Here is a 17,570-nt window from a genome sequence, read left to right as displayed (position 1 = left end):
GGAGTTGCCTCGCTCGTTTGGGCCAAGCGATGCGGGAATGTTGAAAAACTTTTGGGTGCTAGAACGGAATATCTTGCCCATCGTCATCAAATGGCGACGGCGGCTCTGCCGGCTTAGCCCGGCTCGCCGCGGACTGCGCGGCCTTGGGTGCAGAGCGAGGTTCTTTGACTAAACCGGCAGCTTCGCCCAGGGCTTTTTCGAGTGCCTGCTCCACCGCTTCAATCCGCGCTTGGCAGACTTTAAAGGCGGCGACTGACTCGGTGACTATGGTTAGCAAGTTGTCGATATTGGGCTCGTCTTGATTACGCAGCGTTTCGGCATGCGCTTGCAGCACGCCGTAGGCTTGGCGAAATGTTTCGCCCTTAGCGAGGGTTTGGCTGCCGGTTTCGGTCGTGGCTTGCGTGCCGACACTGGTGTCAGCGTCAGCATTGCTCTTGGCTTTGGTGGGTGTTGTTTTCATCTTTATTCCTTGGTCCCATTGGTCCCATTGGTCCAGGTAGTCGCTGCGTTGAGCCGCCCATCCCGGAACTGTATTTCAATTAAAGCGCCGGCCGGCAAAGCCGCCGCGCTGGTGACGCTAGCCCCGGCCTGGTTTCTGACGATGGCAAAGCCGCGTGACAAGGTTTTATCCGGGCCTTGACCGGTAATTTCGCGCATCAAGGCTTCTGAGCGCTGTGCAGACTGGGTTAGCGCTTGGCGTGCATGTGTGCCCACATCCGCCATGGCGCGCCTGCCGTCCTCGCTGGTGGCCCTCACATCCGCCGCCGCCCTATCGGTCAGTGAGACCAAAGCCGCCTGCGACTGGGCTTTGGCAGTACGCAGCGCCTGCCGCCCTTCGGCCGTCACCTCTGCCATGCGGGCGGGCACAACATGTCTAGCCAGCAGCAACTGCTGACTAGCTGCATGTTTAATCTCCACCACCAAAGATTGAGCCGCTTCAGTTCCGTCTTGTAGTGAGCGCACGCTGGCTAACTTAAGCTCAGCCATCAACGCCGCAGAGCCGTGCTTAGCAATTGCCAACTGCTCACTAGCACCGCTTCTAAGAGCAGCATCAGCTTGCTCAGCCGCGCGCCGTGCGGTCATCACACAGCGATTCGCGGCGAGTGAGATTTGGGCAAAAAAATCAGCCGATTCGCTGCTGCGCTTGGTGATAAATTGTTCTATGCCGGCGATCACCTTTGAGGGTGTGTCAAAGCGCTGATGGGCAACTTCATCAAGAATCGTATTGTCGCGCTCATGGCCAATGCCGGTCAGCACCGGCACGCCTAGCTCGCAAACGGCGCGGGCCAGTGGATAGTCGTTCAACCAAGCCAAATCGTTGACCGCGCCGCCGCCGCGAATGATGACGACCGCGTCCGGCGCTGCGCCATGGTCCAGTTTGAACTGCGTCAGCGCATCCAACATCACACGGGTAATTTGTGCGGCTGCACCCTCGCCTTGAAACCGGCTGGTGGCGTAGCTAAATGCGCAAACGCCGGCCTGCTCTAGCCGCTCCGCCTCAGCCTGAAAGTCACCCAAGCCAGCTGCGCCATCCGGTGCGATGACCAACACGGCGTTGTAATCCCAAGGCGCTGGCAATTGCCGATTCGCGTCAAAAATACCATCCGCCTGAAGCTGCGCACGGATATCGCGTTTTTTGGCTTCTAAGTCGCCCAGCGTGTATTCGGGGTCAATCGCGTCAATTTCGATACTGAAACCGTATTGCGAACTGAACGACGGCTTAGCGCGCACCAAGAGTTTGATGCCAGGGCCTAGTGTGGCGCCGGTGGCGCGCTCGAACTCTGGCAGTATGCGGGTGGCGTTGTTGGCCCAGATCACGGCGTTAGATTTGGCCAACACGGCGCCGGCCGAAGAGCGCTCAGAAATCTCGACATACACATGGCCATTGCGCAATCGCGTGTCGACAACTTCAACCAAAGTCCAAACACCGGCACTAAAAGAGCGTGCAACCGCTTGGGCTACGCCGCCCAGCAAAGCAGAAAGTGAGATGCCGCTTTTGACGTTGGCAAGGGTGTTTGTATCAAGGGTTGAATCCAGCGTCAGTGCGCTGGTTGTGACCAAATCTAGCGCTGAAGTTGCGCTGGCTGCTACTGCATACGGCGCCGAGGGCAGCCAAGCCGCAAAAGGTGAAAGGTCACGCCCACTAGGCACATACCAGCGTTTTTCAGCCGGATTCCAACGCGCACCCAAGGTTTTGACTTTTTCGCGGTCGGCATAAGAGGCGGTTAAGAAAACGTCACTCAAGGGTTGCGGCCTGAGAGGTTGGCGGAGCTAATGGGGTGTATTTCATCATAAATGTTTATACCGCAATCGCTTAGTTCGGCCGAGAAAAAGGGATTGGATAGTCACCCCAATGAAATTCAAATCGAACCAAAAATAATCGATACCCGCGATTGAATCAGAATGTTTTAGCGTTCATCGCCTCACACAATTGCTTGTTAAAGCTCTCACATCCAAGGCTAACAGCGGCAATATGGCATGGCCTAAATCCGGCATAACCGCTTAGGTAGATGATTGAGGTTTGGTCGCAAATGCCGGACTTACCCCCCGTACACCACTTAGCGCAAAGTAAGACGGTCGCAAATACGCTGATGTGAAAAATACTATTTCAAACCCAACGCCGATCGAATACGCGCCAATTTCCCGATAGCGTCGGTATCTTTAACCATGCGGCGCAGCGTTTGTCGCATAAATATAAACAATAACAAAAACAAACTCGCCACCAACACAGCGCTTACAGCCATTAAAGCTTTTTTAGATTGGGTCGCATTACTTGCCAGCGTGGGAGACTGGACAAGCTGGGCTTCGTTGACGCCTTCAAGCTGAACTTGCAAAACACTGATTTGGTTTTTGGCAAGAGCGGCGACGTTTAGTAATTCAGCATAACCGCGCGCTTGATCGTTGCTGCTAACAGCGGTGACTGAGGATGACTCTAATTTTTTACGTAGATTAGCAGCGACGTTTCCAGCATCTGTGAAGCGCGCTTGTGCATCTATTAGTTGCGATTCAAGTCGTGCACGCACGCTGCCTTGGGGACGGTTTAGCAGATAGATTTGCTGGAGTAGGGCCAGTGCGATTGCCTGAGCTTGCTCCGGCGAAAGGGCAGAAACGGTGAGTGTGAGAAGTTTGTCGTTACGGCCAACAGCCGTTTTGATTTTTTGCCTAAGTAGGTTGCGAACGAATTCAACTGACTCGTCTTTGCTCAACCCTAGTTGGGCGATCACCGGGTCTAGCACTGCGGCGGTCGTCATCAAGCTGGCAGTGGTCTGGTCTGCTTGAATCACCGCTACGCTTTCAAAAGTTTGCGGTAGCGTATAACTAATTCCGAGTGTGATCAATCCCGCAAGCAAAGAGCCGATGATGAGCAGTTTGGCGTTTTCTGCCAAGGTCAACAGTATGTCAAGCAGGCTGACTTCGTTTTGCTCAACATGCGCAAAAGGCAAAGTCGAATTATGATTTTTTTCCATGGATTGAGTCCATATTAAGTTAAAAGTATTCTAAACGACGGATGCATCAAATTCTGGCAGTTGGCATGTTTGCGTTTGACCAAGAAATACGTTTCTCTAGCGACCGCCAACTTGGCAAGACGCAAGGACTTTGATTACCTTTCATTAAAAGTCAACTGCTCAACTTCGGCTTTGCCAGTCCGGTCCGGATGACCGTCAAGGACCCAATTAATCAGTGCGACACACCATCGCGTCTGAGTACCTTTATAAAAGTCATCCACAAAATTCGTATATCAAACAGCAGCGACTGACGCTGAAGATACTCTGCGTCTAGCTTGACCTTATCGGAAATAGGCAGCTCATCCCGGCCATTAATCTGCGCCCAACCGGTCAAACCTGGGACCAGCTCATGCACACCAACTTGCGTACGTAGCGCGATCAAATCATGCTGATTAAACAGCGCTGGGCGTGGCCCCACAAAGCTCATGTCGCCGGCCAAAATGCTCCAGAGTTGCGGCAACTCATCCAAGCTGCTCTTACGCAAAAAACTACCAATCGGCGTGAGATGCGATTTAGGGTCAGCCAGCAAATGCGTAGCGACCGCCGGCGTGCCCACGCGCATGCTGCGGAACTTGGGCATTTTAAAAATCTGATTCTGCCGCCCAACGCGATCAGACCAGTACAACGCCGGCCCAGCAGAAGTTAGTCGCACAGCAAGAGCTACCAGCAAAACTGGCACTCCCAAAGCTACAGCAGCCGCCAAGGCTAGTAAAAGATCGAATAAACGCTTCACGCATATTTCCTTTTTTGTTTTTGAGCATCACCGTCCATCTTCAATCGCTATTTATTGGTTAGCTGAGGGCTTGAGAGAAACGAGAACTAGAGGACTATTTTATGTACTCAATCGGAATCTAACGTCCCACTCGCCCAGTTCTCTAAGCGCAATCCTGGCACCCGCTCAAATTCGCGGGTGTTATTACTCACTAAGATCGCGTTGCATGCCAACGCATGGGCGGCAATCATGGTGTCAAGTGCGCCTATCGGCTGGCCGCGTCGCTCCAGCGCGGCTCGCAAGTCACCGTAATGCCAAATGGCAGAGGCATCGAAAGGGAGCACCTCGACTGCGGTCAAAAACATCTCCAGCGCCGTGCGATTACGTGCAGAACCATTTTTAGCCACACCAAAGGTCAGCTCTGCCGCCGTCACGCTAGATACACCGATACTGCCCAGACTTTCCAGCCGGAAGCGAGCGAGGACTGCTGGCGGCCGGACATTGATCACATAAATACAAATATTGGTGTCCAGCATATAGCGGATCAAGATGCAATCTCCTGACGAACCTGCACTTCGGGCTGATCGCGACTGATCTGAAAACCCGGCTCAAAAGAATTTAACGCCGCGTCGAGTATTGCCCAAGGCTCGTTGACTGGAAGCAACAAGACACCGTTACCGAAATGCCGCACAACAACCTTATCGCCTTCAAAGCGGTACTCTTTGGGCAGACGAACCGCTTGGCTTCGCCCCGACTGAAAAAGACGTGCAGTGTCCATATACCTTCTCCTAAAAATTGATGATTACCAATGATAACTACCACCGTAAATAAGAGCAAACCTTTTTGAGCGTTGCTTATGCGGCCTGTGAATTCGCTGCGGACAGTCGGCGTCTAGCTTGACCTTATCGGTGATCGGCCACGCATCAATGCTGCACTTAGTCAAAAAATTAGCAATCGGCATGAGATGCGGTTTAGGGCCGGCCAGCAAATGCGTGGTGAGCGCAGGCGTGCCGACCAGCATGCTGCGCAAACTAAGTTTTTTGCCCTCTCATGGTGTGCACAATCCCGACAATGAAGGGCCGGCCTGCCTATATCGTGAATCAAACGGCTGCTCATACACGGCCAAAATCTTCCAAGTGCCGGGGCTTGGACGATAAATCCGACGGTCCACCACTAAAGCAATCCACCAAATCGCCGGCTTGTTCCAGTGCCGACATATTGAGTGTGCCAGTCTTGCGCTGGCTCACATAAGCCACCAAAGCGCGACGCACAAACTCTGACTTGCTGAGGTGCTCCCACTCACTGGCCAGCGCAATCTCTTGCTCAATGCACTCAGCATTCGTCGGATCAGTCATGAACGCCGCTGCAATTTTCTCTAGTCCTGCCTCGCGCTCAGCTATGGCTTGTTGCATCAGTCGTTCCATCACCCGACTACGCAGACCGGGTTGAAAAAGGGCGTTGAAATTTATCAATGTGCTGGCATCGATGGTGCAGGAGGCACGCAGCGTGTGAGCATTAGACATGTTCAGTATTCCTTGGGTTATGCTTAATGTGGCTGAGCTTTAAGTCAAGCTTGCTTTGATTTAGTACTTGCTCAAGCGTTATGAACAGTCTCGCTTCAACAGGTTTGATCGCAACGCACCTACATCTTCGCTAATCTGCGGCCCCTTTAGCAAAAAGTCATCCAGTCGTTCTAACGGATAGCCGCTTGGTGCGGCGGCGGGCAAGACTCGCGCTACAACCCGCTTGCCACGCCGAATATCTAGTGTTTGCCCTTGGTATTGCACTTGGTTTAAAAAATCCAGTGAGCCGCGTGAAAATTCAGTCACTGTCAAGGAGATAGTGCTCATAAAGTGTTTCCCGTAAATCTGATGATGGGCTTATCGATTTTCAGACAACCCTATTTATTCACACGCATAGCCGCTTTTTTCAAACCCTCGTCTAAAGACAGCGGTGGCTGCCAGCCCAACAACTGCCGAGTTTTAGAAATATCCACCTGCAAAGATCCGCATAAACGCTGGGCCATATCCGCTTTACCCACAACGGCCGCCGCCGTTTTCAGCCAACTCGCAGGCACAGGAAGTAAACGCGCAGGGCAGCCCAGAGCCTGACCCATACGGCGTAGCAACTCGGTAGTAGAAACATCTTCGCCGTCGGACACCAAAAAGGTTTGATTAGCAGCCGCAGGCTGAGTGATACAAGTCACGATCAAATCGACCAGATTATCTAAAGCGACTAAGCTGCGCTGGTTTTGGATATCACCTAAGGGCAAAGGTACGCCACGCCTAAGCCAGCGCATCATGGCTGCGAAATTGGCTTTAACGCCAGGGCCATAAACCAAAGGCGGGCGGATGATGACGACATCCATACCGGTTTGCAAAGCAATCTCGCGCAAACCTTGCTCAGCTTCCATTTTGGAAATTCCATAAGCGTCGAGTGGCGCAGGCGCATCGTCTGCGGTGAATGCTGACCCTGGCTGCGTTGACTCGCCATTGACCTTGATGGAACTGACGAATACAAAACGCCGAACACCTGCGGCTGCGGCTTGCCTAGCTAAATTGAGGGTGGCTTGTACGTTGACGCGGCGGAATTCTTGTAAAGGTTCGGCAGTTGTATCGGTCATCACGTGGACGCGGGCTGCACAGTGAACGACTGCCGAAATAGCACTTAACGCGGTCGACCAATCGTAAGCGGGCTCCAAGTCGCCCGTCACATGAGTCTGCACTTTAGCCGGCCACGTCTGGTCGGCTCTACGCACAGCGACTGCAATGCACTGCGTGTCATCGTTAAGCAGTAAGCGCTGCACGACTGCGCCGCCAACAAAGCCTGTCGCACCAGTCACCAAAATCATTGATTCACCTTTGCGTTCTTATGCATAAGCGTGGCTTCATGCAAAAGAGCTTCTAGCTTGTCCATCAGCAAACTGCGACCGAATTCTTGTTCCGCAAAAGCGCTTCCGTTCGCACCGAGCTGACGCCTTTGATCTGCATTCATAGCTTGCATTTGAAGTACCGCGGCAGCAAGACCAACAGAGTCGCCGGCTGCGCAAACAAGGCCTGCGTTGGATTCTTGAATGACTTTCGAGCCTTCCCCGTCAAGCATGCCAATCAGCGGCACGCCAGCCATCAGATACGACTGCACCTTGTTCGGTATCGTCAAACTAAACACAGGATCTTTTTTCAGTGATACCAGCAGCGCGTCAGCATGCGCATAAAAAGACGGCATACGCTCAAGTGGAAAACGGCCTAACAACAGCACATTATTTTGTAGACCTCTGCGCTGCACTTGGGCATGAACCCAATCAGACTTTCGCCCATCACCAACAATCAGCCAACGAACTGAAGCCTTATCTTTTAACAATTCGGCGGCATCGAGCACAGCGGGCAAGTCCTGAGCATCACCAATATTTCCAGCGAAAAGCACGTTAAATACGCCCTCTTTTACAGGCACTTCTATAGCCGGCATAGCGTCAGTTTGATTGAAAATTTCTTCTGCCCAGCTGGGGAAATACCGGATCTTTTGGGTGTCTGAACAATACTTGGCAATACTCGCAAGAAAGCCGCGCGATTGACCCAACACCAAGGTACAGCGCTGATAGATAAACGCCACCAAACGTGCGACCCAACCCAACACCACAGGTGAGCGGACAGCGTCAATCGCCACCAAAGTTTCCGGCCACAGGTCTAGCGCCCAAAAAACAACCGGCGTAGATTTGAGTCGCCCAAGCAAGACCGCAGGCAAGCCAACGGTAATGGGCGAGGGTTCAAACACAAAGATGACATCAAATGGCTGACCCCGCAGTCGCCACGTCCCGACCAGACAGGCGCCCAATACAAAGCTGAAATAATTCAAACTTAATCGCACCGCCCCCTTGCCTCTTGCCAGCATGGGAGCCCGCAACACTTTAGCGCCGCAGTAGTCACTAAAGGACTTGGGATTTAGCTGATACTCGGCAAACACATTTCCGGAAGGGTAGTTGGGAATACCGGTCAATACCGTCACGCTGTGACCGCGCTGCACCAACTCCTGCGTCAAGTCGTTTACCTTGAAATTTTCGGGCCAAAAGTATTGACTCACGATCAGGATTTTCACGCGCCTTCTTCCTTAGTATTTCTTCCACACCACCCGATTCACATAATCGGTATAGCTATGGATGATGCGCAATACTTTATCCGACACGTTGGGCATGCTGTAGTCGTCCACTAGCCGCAAGCTGCGCTGGTCCCCGCGTGGCTGCGTAGCTAAGATTGCCAAACCTTGGCGTATGCGGTCTACCTCTAAACCCACCATCATCACAGCCGCTTCTTCCATGCCCTCTGGCCGCTCATGTGCTTCGCGCAGGTTGAGCGCTGGAAAGTTCAAAATGGAAGACTCTTCGCTGATAGTGCCGCTATCTGACAGCACCGCACGTGCGGACATTTGCAGTTTCACGTAATCATGAAAACCGAGTGGTTTTAACAAGCGCACCAAGGGGTGAAATGTAGCGCCCGTTGCATCAATGCGTTTTTGCGTGCGCGGATGTGTCGAGACAATCACCGGCACACCATAGTCTTGCGCCACAGCATTTAACACCGCCACCAATTTAGTAAAAGACTGTGGTGACTCGATGTTTTCTTCACGGTGGGCGCTGACCACAAAATAAGCACCCTCGTCTAACGCTAACCGACTCAACACATCAGACGCATCAATATTCGGACGGTAGTGGGTCAGAACCTCAAACATCGGACTGCCGGTCTTGATAACCAAGTCTGGTGGCAAACCTTCGCGCAATAAGTAATCGCGTGCGATCGTGCTGTAAGGCATATTCACATCGGCAGTATGGTCAACGATGCGGCGATTGATTTCTTCAGGTACCCGAAAATCGTAGCCACGATTACCAGCTTCCATATGAAAGATAGGTATTTTTCGACGCTTCGCCGGAATGACGGCTAAGCAACTATTGGTATCACCCAATACCAGTAAAGCTTCAGGGGCGTGCTCTTGCATAGCACGGTCTGCGGCAATAATGACTTGGCCTATCGTTTCAGCAGCACTGGCACCGGCAGCTTCTAAAAATACGTCAGGCTTACGAATTCCTAGGTCACTGAAAAAAACTTCGTTGAGTTCGTAGTTGTAGTTTTGTCCCGTATGCACCAACACATGATCGCAATGTTGGTCGAGTTTTTCGATCACGCGAGACAGGCGAATAATTTCGGGCCTAGTCCCCACAATTGTCATTACCTTGAGTTTACGCATTGACAGCCTCGCGAATAATGTCCAACTTCATCAGCACTACTTTTACCTGCTCGACACTCAAACGGTGAGTATTGTGGGAGGTGTAGTCGTCGAATTTAGAGATTTGTGTTTCACCCTCAACAAAATACTTGTCATAGTTTAAGTCGCGCGAATCCGCTGGGATCCGGTAGTAATCACCTAGATCATCGGCGCGAGCCATTTCCTCGCGGGACAGCAGTGACTCATACAACTTTTCGCTATGTCGCGTACCGATAATTTTCATTACGCTAGCACTCGCCAAAAGCTCTTTCATGGCCTGCGCCAAATCACCCACTGTGGATGCCGGCGCTTTCTGCACAAAAATGTCACCTGGTTGGGCGTGTTCAAACGCATACAAAACTAAGTCCACCGAATCCTCGAGCGACATCAAAAAACGTGTCATGTTCGGGTCTGTGATGGTCAAGGGCTTGCCTTGCTGTAATTGCTGAAGAAACAGTGGAATGACCGATCCGCGCGACGCCATCACATTGCCGTAACGGGTTGCTGACAACACGGTTTTTCCAGGGTCACACAAACGCGATTTGGCCACCATCAACTTTTCCATCATTGCCTTGGATATGCCCATAGCATTGATGGGGTATACCGCCTTATCGGTGCTCAGCACAACGCAGCGCTTGACCTCATTGGCAATCGCGGCACGCATCACATTTTCAGCGCCCAGCACATTCGTGCGAACCGCCTCCATAGGATAAAACTCACATGAAGGCACTTGTTTTAGCGCCGCAGCGTGAAACACAAAGTCCACACCACGCGTGGCGTCCAAAATGCTGTCGTAATCGCGAACATCACCAATGTAAAACTTGACCTTGCTGCTGTTTAGCGCAATACGCATGTCCTCTTGTTTTTTTTCATCGCGGCTGAAAATACGAATTTCGGCAAAATCCGAATGCAAAAATCGATTCAGCACAGCATTGCCAAATGAACCCGTTCCGCCAGTAATGAGCAATACCTTGTCTTTAAACATTTTTGATTTTTTCTATGTGGGTGTTAATTCAAGCAAATTCGTGCATGCGGCGAACCAGTTCCGGCCACGATGGTGGCTGGTAGCCCGTGATCTTGCGAAAGTGGCTAGAGTCTAAAGATCGGTCAATGACCAACTTGTCATCCGGAGTGATGGTGATAGCTTTTCCGTAGACCTGAGCCACCAACGTCAATAGATCAAACTTGTTGATGGGATCAGCAGATACGTGATGCAAACCACGCAACTCAGTATTGGGGATGACGAAATCGCGCATCACACGAGCCAGCTCCATAGTCGGCAGACCTGAGAATACGGCGCGCGTAAATCCTTTAATCGGCCCTTGCTGAGCCAAAAACCAACTAATCAAGCCGTGCGCACTATTGAGCTCATGACCAATGATGGAGGTCCGCAGCGTAAGCGCGTGTGGATAATCGACCTCGCCCAAATATTTGCTCCGTCCATAAAGGTCTTGTGCATCGGGCAAGTCCTGCTCCGCATACATGCCGCGAGTGCCAGAAAACACGCAGTCAGTGCTCATGTGAATCAGACGAGCGCCCGCCACATCGCAAAGCCTAGCCAAGCGATGCGGCAGCAAAGCATTAATGGGAATAGCCGCCAAAGGATCGTCGGCCTCAGCAAGCTGCTTGACCAGACCAATGCAGTTAATCACCACATCGGGACGCGCCAGCGTGAAAAGTCTCGTCAAACTGTCTGCATTCTCAACATCTATCCCACAGATAACCTGCTCGCGCAGCTCTGGAGGCAGTAATCGCAAAACGCCAGCAGAGCGGGCAGAACCGACTACTGAGTACTCACCATTTTCAGCAAAAACACGTAATACCGCGTTACCCAACATACCCGACACACCCAGCACCAACACTTTGAATTTTTTACTTTTGATCATATTTTTATAGTCTATACGCTCACTTTAATCTTGCCTTATGCCTGAGTTTTTATTCAGAGCTGCAAGCGCTTTATAGCGTGCAAAACAGGACCCAAATGCGGCTTGTAATAACTTATCTACTGATTGGAACTTAGCATGTATTTAGGCTCTGAACCGTAGTACAAGTTGAGCCGTTGTTGATGTGTCTTTTAGCGGGATAAATAGTTCTGGCGTATGAAATCAGTACGCGGCCGTCATCCCCTACAGGCCACACATTAAAAACCGACTCTAATATCAAAGCCCTCACGACAGAATGCTTTTGACAAAACGATCAGCCGAGTAATACTGAGTTGGAATCGATGCTTCACCATCCATAAAGCGCAAAACAGCCATTGCAATGGAACGCGGCGAATCGGGATCAAAGGTTTGAATTGGTATGCAAACATCGCGAACAAAATCACGCTCTGATGCTACGACAGGGATGCCTAATGAGCGAGCCTCAAGCATTGGTAAGCCAAATGTTTCAGCTCTAGATGGGAATATCAATGCAGATGATTGACTCAATTTTTTCAACACATCACTTCTGGACACCCAACCTAGATTCACCAGCGATATTTTCAGGATTGGATCGAGCTGCGTGCGCTCTTCTAAAAGCTTTAGTTCTGCAGGACGCAAAGTTAAGCAAAGTATCGGCCTACGATTTTGTTGTGCGAGTAGTGACCAAGCCTTTAAAAGATTTTCATGATTTTTGTGACCAACTGCATCTGCTGGATAAAAAAATGTGAACTGTGAAGCATCTGCCTTAGGCCGCCCACCGACCACAGGAAGTACCGCAAGACGTTGAATAATTGACTCGTCAACAAGAGGAACAACCTTTATGACGGCATATGGATATTGCGAACGCATAGCGTCTTGCATCACTTCAGTTTGTACCCAAATTTCGTCACAATTAGCAATACCAAGTTTAAACCACACACGTTCGATCTCCAAACGAAGTGCCGTGAGCTTGGTGTATGTAATACCACGATGAGCGCCAACAAAATGAGGCGCATGGACAAAAACAATAACGCGCCCCTTTGACTTTATTAAGGGTGGCAAGCTGTTAAAACATAACAAGGTATCGCCAAGAGCCACCTTACTAGACAGACGAAACAGCGACAATATTCGAGCAACAAAACTTCTGCGCACATAATCAACATCTACATCGCTTGATATTGAAAACGCATCAGCAATAAATCGAATATCAAATGAAGCTGCCTTTAAAGAGCCCTTCAGGCCTTTAATAAGTGCCTCAAGCAAAATAAGTCCTCCGCCTGAGTGAATACCAAAAGCACTTAATATAATATTATTATCGGTATTTTTATATTTATACATATTTAGTTAATTATGATTTACAACCCTTTTTATATACATAAAAAAGTAATTTAATATAATTATTATTTATTACTCTGCAAAACAATAGAAGGGAATAACTTACTAAAAATTAAGCTTGCAAATAAAAGAATAACTGCAAAACATGTTTCACCCGATTGAAATATTTGATTATTAGCGGGAATATAGTAAAATAATATAAACATTAGATAGACTAATATAACCCACTGTGGAGACAGCGTCACCAAAGACTTACCCCAACTCAATGCAAATAAATAAGCAAAAATCGCTAAAACAAATAATGTGCCAATGAATCCAAAATCAGATGCAAACCATGGGTAAATAGAATGCCACAAAGAAAACATTCCCCACCCAGTTTGATCCTCTAACAGACTAGGAATCGACGTGGTCGTAAATTTGTTTGTACCAAAAATCATATCTGCATTTCTTGCTAAAAAGATCGAGTGTCCAAAACCTAATGTACTGCTGTGCTCAATACCAAAACTCATTGAAAGCGCATAGTAACCTTGCCCAATATATCTAGTAATAGATTCATAAATAATTTGAAAATCACTTGAAAGAAGATTCGAGATTAAATTTGAAGTATCTGCGGTAATCAAACCAAATCCGGTATTAAAGACTCCCTTTTCAGCGACACCGCCTTCTCGCTGAACTTGACCCGTTCCAAAAAAAACCATTAGCGCAAAAAACATGAGCACCATCCCAGCAACCAAGGCGCCGAGAGGAATCCTGCGTTGGAGTGATCCGGCTGAAACTCCAAGAAACATCAACCACGGTAATGTAATCACAAAATCAGCAATGCCCTTATTGGTACCGGTAGCCAAATAAAGACTTAAGTTAAAGAGTATTGCTAATAAACAAAAAAACTTAACGCTCACAGATAGTTTGGACCAATAAACAACAGCAAGCGGATAAAAACCAATTAAAAAAGGAGATACCAACATACGCAGATACTCAAACATAGTAAAGCTATTACCCTCCTCTAAACGTGCGAAGTTAAAGTTATAAACCGTACCTGGTTCATTAAGCCCAGCCATAACATCTGGTAAAAAATTACCCGTACGAGATAAAGAAGTGGGGACAAGAAAAAGTATCGTCAACAGCAAGGATCGCTTTAAAAAGATAATGCCTGTAGCGATATTTTGAGACTTAATTAAGTTGCTATTAACTATCTGAATTTTTTTAACCTGACGCCATGCCAAGAGATAACCTATAACAATAAATAGTTGCGCAGCGATAAGATAGCCAGCCAAGAGACTTGGCGATTCTTCATTCCAAGGCCAAGGGCCGAAGAAATACAATATTAAAGTTAATGAAAGATAAAACTAAAAAAAAATTAATGGTGCTAACCATTTTAGCTTAAAGGTATTTAATTTCATAAATTTATCGTCAACTTTTAATTAAAGAGCGAAAAGTTGATAAAGCAATACGTACTGGCTTACTGATTACATTTCGAATAATTTTTATTTTTATATTGAAGTTGCGTAGAGGGGGATGTAGGCTACATGCTTCTTGATAAAGTGCCCAACCACGTTTTAGGAAGCCTGAACGAAAACAATTACGCGCTAATATTAATTTGGCATAGCCGTAGGACTCAGACTTACGTGAGGCGATATCAACTGGAACTAAAGCATTGGCAAAATATTGATCGAGCACCCATAAGTACTCGCTCGCAGCAAGCTCGGATACGTCTTTATAAGAAATTGAATTACTATGCATTCTGTATCCAGCTAAGACGTCACGGCACATCTCAAAACGACCATGTGCAGCTAGTCTCATCCAAAATTCACGATCAGGCGCTAACTTCAACTCTGTTTTCCAACCACCTACGGCTTCGAAAGAGGTTCGCCGGAACAAGGCGCCGGGACCTATGTAGCATTCCTGTCGAATGATTAAATCACCTAAATTAAATGGCTGGCATATATTTTTTTTCACTACCCTAGACTGACTATCAATGAGATCAGCATCCGGAAAGCTGCAAACAATCGATTCATCACGTTCAAGTATTTCAACTAGTTTTCGAATTGCGCCTGGATACAAAATATCGTCGGAACTTAAATAACCAAGAACAGTACCCGACGACATCGCCCATCCTTTATTTAAAGTACGTGCTTGGCCCATATTAGCGTGTCGCTCATAACGAATATTTCCACTGTATTTTTTTAATATTTCAGACGTTTCATCTGTTGATCCGTCATCAAGTACGATGTACTCAATGTTGGGATAATCTTGCGCCAAGACACTTTCTATCGTTTCAGCCAGATATTCGGCTTGGTTATAAGTTGGCGTGACAATACTAACCAGTGGAAATTTTTTCGTCATTGCTTTTTTATTTTTTATAACCGTATTAAAAAATACTAGACTTACGAATTATTCTAAGTGAAATTATTAATGCGAGTATCGACAGGCCCATCACAAAGAAAATCCATAGCAGACGATCAAATGTTGGTTCAATAAAGAATCCAGCAAAACTTAAAATAGCTAAGAAAAAATAAATTAAAACTTTTACGTTCAATATACTTTTAGCAGAACGACCTAACAGCGGACTAGCTAGTATGAACATTAGGATGGTATCGAACACCATACGAAGCAACCATGCAATGGCCGCACCCAATGTGCCGTGCATCGACGTCAGCCACCATAAGGCCAAAAGAAAAAATGGCAATTCAGCAAGATGAGCGTATGCAGTGAGCCGAGCTGCGCCAGCGCTTTGAATCAAAGTAAATGGAACATGCGCTAAGCAATTAATAAGAATTCCAATTGAAAAAACTTGAAGCAGTACCGCGCTGCTATCGGCAAATACAGGATTAATCCATATAGACAAAATCTCATGGGCAAATAAGGTCAGGGCTACGGTCACTGGTAGAAGTAACAAAAATAACCAGTTCACGGCTTTCTTGAACAAGACCCAGGTTTCCAAATCACGCCGCGCCATCTGTGCAGCAAAAGCGGGGAAAAGTACTGCCGTCAATGCGCCTGGCACTATCCATAACTTAGTCACTAGCTCTTGTGGCGTTGTGTAGTAAGCGACTGCACTGGCTGAAATGATTGCACCAATTACAAAACGGTCCACATAACCCATAAAGGGACTGATGATGTTACTGACCGTCAACCAGCCGCCCGAAATGCAAAGTGGCTTTAATAAATCTACTCGCCAAGCAAGTGCACTACGATCTTGCGGCAAAACACGCCACGCGTAATAGGCATGTACAGCACAGGCAATCACCCTTCCGAGGACCAATACCCAAGCGATGTAATCAAGCCTAGGGCCACCGCCATAAAGCACGACAGCCAGTGGCCCCAAGAATGTAAACAAACCCATGGGAAGTCGAATCAAGTTGATGATGCCAAAAGCATGTTGTGCCTCCAATACACCGCGAAAGCCCGAAGTCAGAACAATAAAAGGCATGGCTAATGCCATTGCATACACAGCATTAATGGACTCATGTCGATCCGGCACATCTTGAATAAGGCCTACACCCCATGATGCTGTTGCGGCCATCAAGACGCCAGCTGCTACGCCTAGGATGGCCATTAAGACGGTCGCCGTTCCGACTAACGGGCCAATCTTGTTGTACTCCTTATTAGAAAAAACGACAGCCAATTGCTGGGTCAGTGCCCGACCAAGGCCTAAATCAAATAAACCAAAGTAGCTCACTACTGCCCAAATAAGGGTTAACAAACCAAAACGACTTGGACCCAGCTGATGAATCAACATTGGTATGGTTACCACTGCAACCAACAAAGGTGCGCCCAGACCAATCAGGTTAAAAATAGTATGTCGCAGAAGTTTCATGCAAATTTTTCCACATTAACCAGCAGCTTTTTTGCCTTATATTCTTCATTTGAGAAAAAGCAGTGTTTGACCAACCAATAAATGCTGCGAACTAGATAATGCTGCATATTGCTGCGTGCACAAAGCCATACTAAATGAGTAATTAATTTACTCAAGATATTAGTTAACTCACATGTCCATAACTTTGAAATACAGTTTTTCAAAAAACGCCCAAAGGTATAAGGTCTTGTCTTTTTAATAAATACAGAAGCTGCGTCAAAGACGCGATAGAAAAAGATTTCGTATTTAGTCCAAAGAGGAGAGTTTTTGCGTGAAGTCATACCAGACACTAATTGAATATTTATTATTGACCGCACGTCATGCAGACGCAATTGAATCTAACAGCAGATTTGATTCAAATAAAACGATACACGCTAATTTCGAATCGTTAGCCATGATTATTTTTCACTATCTTTATCGCTTCTAACTTCTAGCTGCAGTGCAAAAATTTCTGCCTGCAGACACTCGTATTGTGCTATTTTGCGTTTCAAAAAACGTTGCGTAATTTCACTTTTTTCAGCAATACCGTTTGGCGTGAGTAAATAGGCATAAGCCAGTTTGTTTTGACTTTTGCGAAAGCTAGTTACTTTAAGCAAACCCTTATCAATCAAGGCTTTAATGCAGAAATTAGTTTTACCCAAACTAACGCCCAGTGATTGGCTCACCTCGCGCTGGCTCAAACGCGGATTGACCTCTAACAAGCGCATGACCTTGAGGTGGGTTTCTTCGTGCAATTCGTTTGGCGTCATTGTGTTGAAGTGCTGGATAAAGTCACTTGAATTCAGTAAAAGTAGTCTGTTCAAGCTCGAAACGCACTTTAACATGATGGGATCAGTCGCATAGGCTTACAAGAAGATAGCAAGGCTCACTTTGCGATGAAGGCGTGTAGCAATCCTTTGACACCACCTCCCCTGCGAAACATCTAGCTTGCCTAAACAAATTAGGCCCTTGACTGATTGCGAATGTTGACAAAGCGTAGATTCATTTTGCAAACTAAATTCGGCCTG

Annotated in this window: 20 protein-coding genes; all 20 read right to left on the bottom strand. The window is 47.9% G+C overall.

All coding sequences use genetic code 11. From position 1 onward, the window contains the following. Nucleotides 1-58: 58 nt before the first annotated feature. Nucleotides 59-460 (bottom strand): exodeoxyribonuclease VII small subunit, encoded by a 402-nt coding sequence (xseB, locus tag HC248_RS01460; RefSeq protein WP_238342689.1) that lies wholly within the window; start codon nucleotides 458-460, stop codon nucleotides 59-61. A gap of 2 nt (nucleotides 461-462) precedes the next feature. Further along, nucleotides 463-2,244 carry an exodeoxyribonuclease VII large subunit gene (gene xseA, locus HC248_RS01455; RefSeq protein ID WP_168920948.1) on the bottom strand — a complete coding sequence of 594 codons (1,782 nt, stop codon included), beginning with the start codon at nucleotides 2,242-2,244 and terminating at the stop codon, nucleotides 463-465. Nucleotides 2,245-2,603: 359 nt separating this feature from the next. Next, entirely contained in the window at nucleotides 2,604-3,467 is an 864-nt protein-coding gene (locus HC248_RS01450; RefSeq protein ID WP_168920947.1) for a Wzz/FepE/Etk N-terminal domain-containing protein, read from the bottom strand. 211 nt (nucleotides 3,468-3,678) lie between these two features. Further along, complete coding sequence (locus HC248_RS01445) at nucleotides 3,679-4,239, bottom strand: sugar transferase (protein WP_168920946.1); 561 nt, start codon at nucleotides 4,237-4,239, stop codon at nucleotides 3,679-3,681. Between the two features lie 107 nt (nucleotides 4,240-4,346). Then, on the bottom strand, nucleotides 4,347-4,766 hold the full coding sequence (gene vapC, locus HC248_RS01440; protein WP_238342688.1) for a type II toxin-antitoxin system tRNA(fMet)-specific endonuclease VapC: 420 nt from the start codon (nucleotides 4,764-4,766) through the stop codon (nucleotides 4,347-4,349). Beyond that, entirely contained in the window at nucleotides 4,763-4,996 is a 234-nt protein-coding gene (locus HC248_RS01435; protein ID WP_168920945.1) for an antitoxin, read from the bottom strand. Before HC248_RS01435 ends, vapC begins: the two co-directional genes overlap by 4 nt. Before the next feature lie 24 nt (nucleotides 4,997-5,020). Beyond that, nucleotides 5,021-5,248, bottom strand: coding sequence for a hypothetical protein (locus HC248_RS01430; RefSeq protein ID WP_168920944.1), 228 nt, complete (start codon nucleotides 5,246-5,248; stop codon nucleotides 5,021-5,023). An 82-nt stretch (nucleotides 5,249-5,330) separates the two neighbouring features. Beyond that, the gene (locus HC248_RS01425; RefSeq protein WP_168920943.1) at nucleotides 5,331-5,741 is read right to left on the bottom strand and encodes a hypothetical protein; all 411 of its coding nucleotides are present in this window, start codon (nucleotides 5,739-5,741) and stop codon (nucleotides 5,331-5,333) included. A gap of 78 nt (nucleotides 5,742-5,819) precedes the next feature. Further along, the gene (locus tag HC248_RS01420) at nucleotides 5,820-6,068 is read right to left on the bottom strand and encodes a hypothetical protein (protein ID WP_168920942.1); all 249 of its coding nucleotides are present in this window, start codon (nucleotides 6,066-6,068) and stop codon (nucleotides 5,820-5,822) included. A gap of 50 nt (nucleotides 6,069-6,118) precedes the next feature. Continuing rightward, on the bottom strand, nucleotides 6,119-7,069 hold the full coding sequence (locus HC248_RS01415) for a UDP-glucose 4-epimerase family protein (protein ID WP_168920941.1): 951 nt from the start codon (nucleotides 7,067-7,069) through the stop codon (nucleotides 6,119-6,121). Further along, on the bottom strand, nucleotides 7,066-8,310 hold the full coding sequence (locus HC248_RS01410; protein ID WP_168920940.1) for a glycosyltransferase family 4 protein: 1,245 nt from the start codon (nucleotides 8,308-8,310) through the stop codon (nucleotides 7,066-7,068). Before HC248_RS01410 ends, HC248_RS01415 begins: the two co-directional genes overlap by 4 nt. Nucleotides 8,311-8,322: 12 nt before the next feature. Then, entirely contained in the window at nucleotides 8,323-9,453 is a 1,131-nt protein-coding gene (locus HC248_RS01405) for a UDP-N-acetyl glucosamine 2-epimerase (protein ID WP_168920939.1), read from the bottom strand. Continuing rightward, on the bottom strand, nucleotides 9,446-10,456 hold the full coding sequence (locus HC248_RS01400) for a polysaccharide biosynthesis protein (protein WP_168920938.1): 1,011 nt from the start codon (nucleotides 10,454-10,456) through the stop codon (nucleotides 9,446-9,448). The genes HC248_RS01405 and HC248_RS01400 overlap by 8 nt, the downstream gene beginning before the upstream one ends. 28 nt (nucleotides 10,457-10,484) lie before the next feature. Further along, nucleotides 10,485-11,357, bottom strand: a complete 873-nt coding sequence (locus tag HC248_RS01395) for a dTDP-4-dehydrorhamnose reductase family protein (RefSeq protein ID WP_168920937.1) — start codon at nucleotides 11,355-11,357, stop codon at nucleotides 10,485-10,487. Between the two features lie 282 nt (nucleotides 11,358-11,639). Next, nucleotides 11,640-12,710 carry a glycosyltransferase gene (locus HC248_RS01390; RefSeq protein ID WP_168920936.1) on the bottom strand — a complete coding sequence of 357 codons (1,071 nt, stop codon included), beginning with the start codon at nucleotides 12,708-12,710 and terminating at the stop codon, nucleotides 11,640-11,642. Between the two features lie 62 nt (nucleotides 12,711-12,772). Next, the gene (locus HC248_RS01385) at nucleotides 12,773-13,981 is read right to left on the bottom strand and encodes a hypothetical protein (protein WP_168920935.1); all 1,209 of its coding nucleotides are present in this window, start codon (nucleotides 13,979-13,981) and stop codon (nucleotides 12,773-12,775) included. Between the two features lie 136 nt (nucleotides 13,982-14,117). Further along, entirely contained in the window at nucleotides 14,118-15,050 is a 933-nt protein-coding gene (locus HC248_RS01380; RefSeq protein ID WP_168920934.1) for a glycosyltransferase, read from the bottom strand. Between the two features lie 25 nt (nucleotides 15,051-15,075). Continuing rightward, a complete protein-coding gene (locus HC248_RS01375; RefSeq protein WP_168920933.1) occupies nucleotides 15,076-16,524 on the bottom strand; it encodes a flippase in 1,449 nt (482 codons plus the stop codon). Beyond that, nucleotides 16,521-16,844 carry a hypothetical protein gene (locus tag HC248_RS01370; protein WP_168920932.1) on the bottom strand — a complete coding sequence of 108 codons (324 nt, stop codon included), beginning with the start codon at nucleotides 16,842-16,844 and terminating at the stop codon, nucleotides 16,521-16,523. Before HC248_RS01370 ends, HC248_RS01375 begins: the two co-directional genes overlap by 4 nt. 117 nt (nucleotides 16,845-16,961) lie before the next feature. Further along, nucleotides 16,962-17,312, bottom strand: coding sequence for a MarR family EPS-associated transcriptional regulator (locus HC248_RS01365; RefSeq protein WP_168920931.1), 351 nt, complete (start codon nucleotides 17,310-17,312; stop codon nucleotides 16,962-16,964). Between the last annotated feature and the right edge of the window lie 258 nt (nucleotides 17,313-17,570).

Source organism: Polaromonas vacuolata (assembly GCF_012584515.1).
In the GTDB taxonomy this organism is placed as follows: domain Bacteria; phylum Pseudomonadota; class Gammaproteobacteria; order Burkholderiales; family Burkholderiaceae_C; genus Polaromonas; species Polaromonas vacuolata.
The sequence above is the reverse complement of the archived record's forward strand: the minus strand, read 5'-3'. Positions and strand labels throughout refer to the sequence as shown.

Excerpts from the sequence above, each read along its gene's own strand:
- xseB (WP_238342689.1), bottom strand. The coding sequence starts at position 460 with ATGAAAACAACACCCACCAAAGCCAAGAGCAATGCTGACGCTGACACC.
- HC248_RS01450 (WP_168920947.1), bottom strand. The coding sequence starts at position 3,467 with ATGGAAAAAAATCATAATTCGACTTTGCCTTTTGCGCATGTTGAGCAA.
- HC248_RS01435 (WP_168920945.1), bottom strand. The coding sequence starts at position 4,996 with ATGGACACTGCACGTCTTTTTCAGTCGGGGCGAAGCCAAGCGGTTCGT.
- HC248_RS01425 (WP_168920943.1), bottom strand. The coding sequence starts at position 5,741 with ATGTCTAATGCTCACACGCTGCGTGCCTCCTGCACCATCGATGCCAGC.
- HC248_RS01420 (WP_168920942.1), bottom strand. The coding sequence starts at position 6,068 with ATGAGCACTATCTCCTTGACAGTGACTGAATTTTCACGCGGCTCACTG.
- HC248_RS01415 (WP_168920941.1), bottom strand. The coding sequence starts at position 7,069 with ATGATTTTGGTGACTGGTGCGACAGGCTTTGTTGGCGGCGCAGTCGTG.
- HC248_RS01405 (WP_168920939.1), bottom strand. The coding sequence starts at position 9,453 with ATGCGTAAACTCAAGGTAATGACAATTGTGGGGACTAGGCCCGAAATT.
- HC248_RS01400 (WP_168920938.1), bottom strand. The coding sequence starts at position 10,456 with ATGTTTAAAGACAAGGTATTGCTCATTACTGGCGGAACGGGTTCATTT.
- HC248_RS01395 (WP_168920937.1), bottom strand. The coding sequence starts at position 11,357 with ATGATCAAAAGTAAAAAATTCAAAGTGTTGGTGCTGGGTGTGTCGGGT.
- HC248_RS01390 (WP_168920936.1), bottom strand. The coding sequence starts at position 12,710 with ATGTATAAATATAAAAATACCGATAATAATATTATATTAAGTGCTTTT.
- HC248_RS01380 (WP_168920934.1), bottom strand. The coding sequence starts at position 15,050 with ATGACGAAAAAATTTCCACTGGTTAGTATTGTCACGCCAACTTATAAC.
- HC248_RS01375 (WP_168920933.1), bottom strand. The coding sequence starts at position 16,524 with ATGAAACTTCTGCGACATACTATTTTTAACCTGATTGGTCTGGGCGCA.
- HC248_RS01370 (WP_168920932.1), bottom strand. The coding sequence starts at position 16,844 with ATGACTTCACGCAAAAACTCTCCTCTTTGGACTAAATACGAAATCTTT.
- HC248_RS01365 (WP_168920931.1), bottom strand. The coding sequence starts at position 17,312 with ATGACGCCAAACGAATTGCACGAAGAAACCCACCTCAAGGTCATGCGC.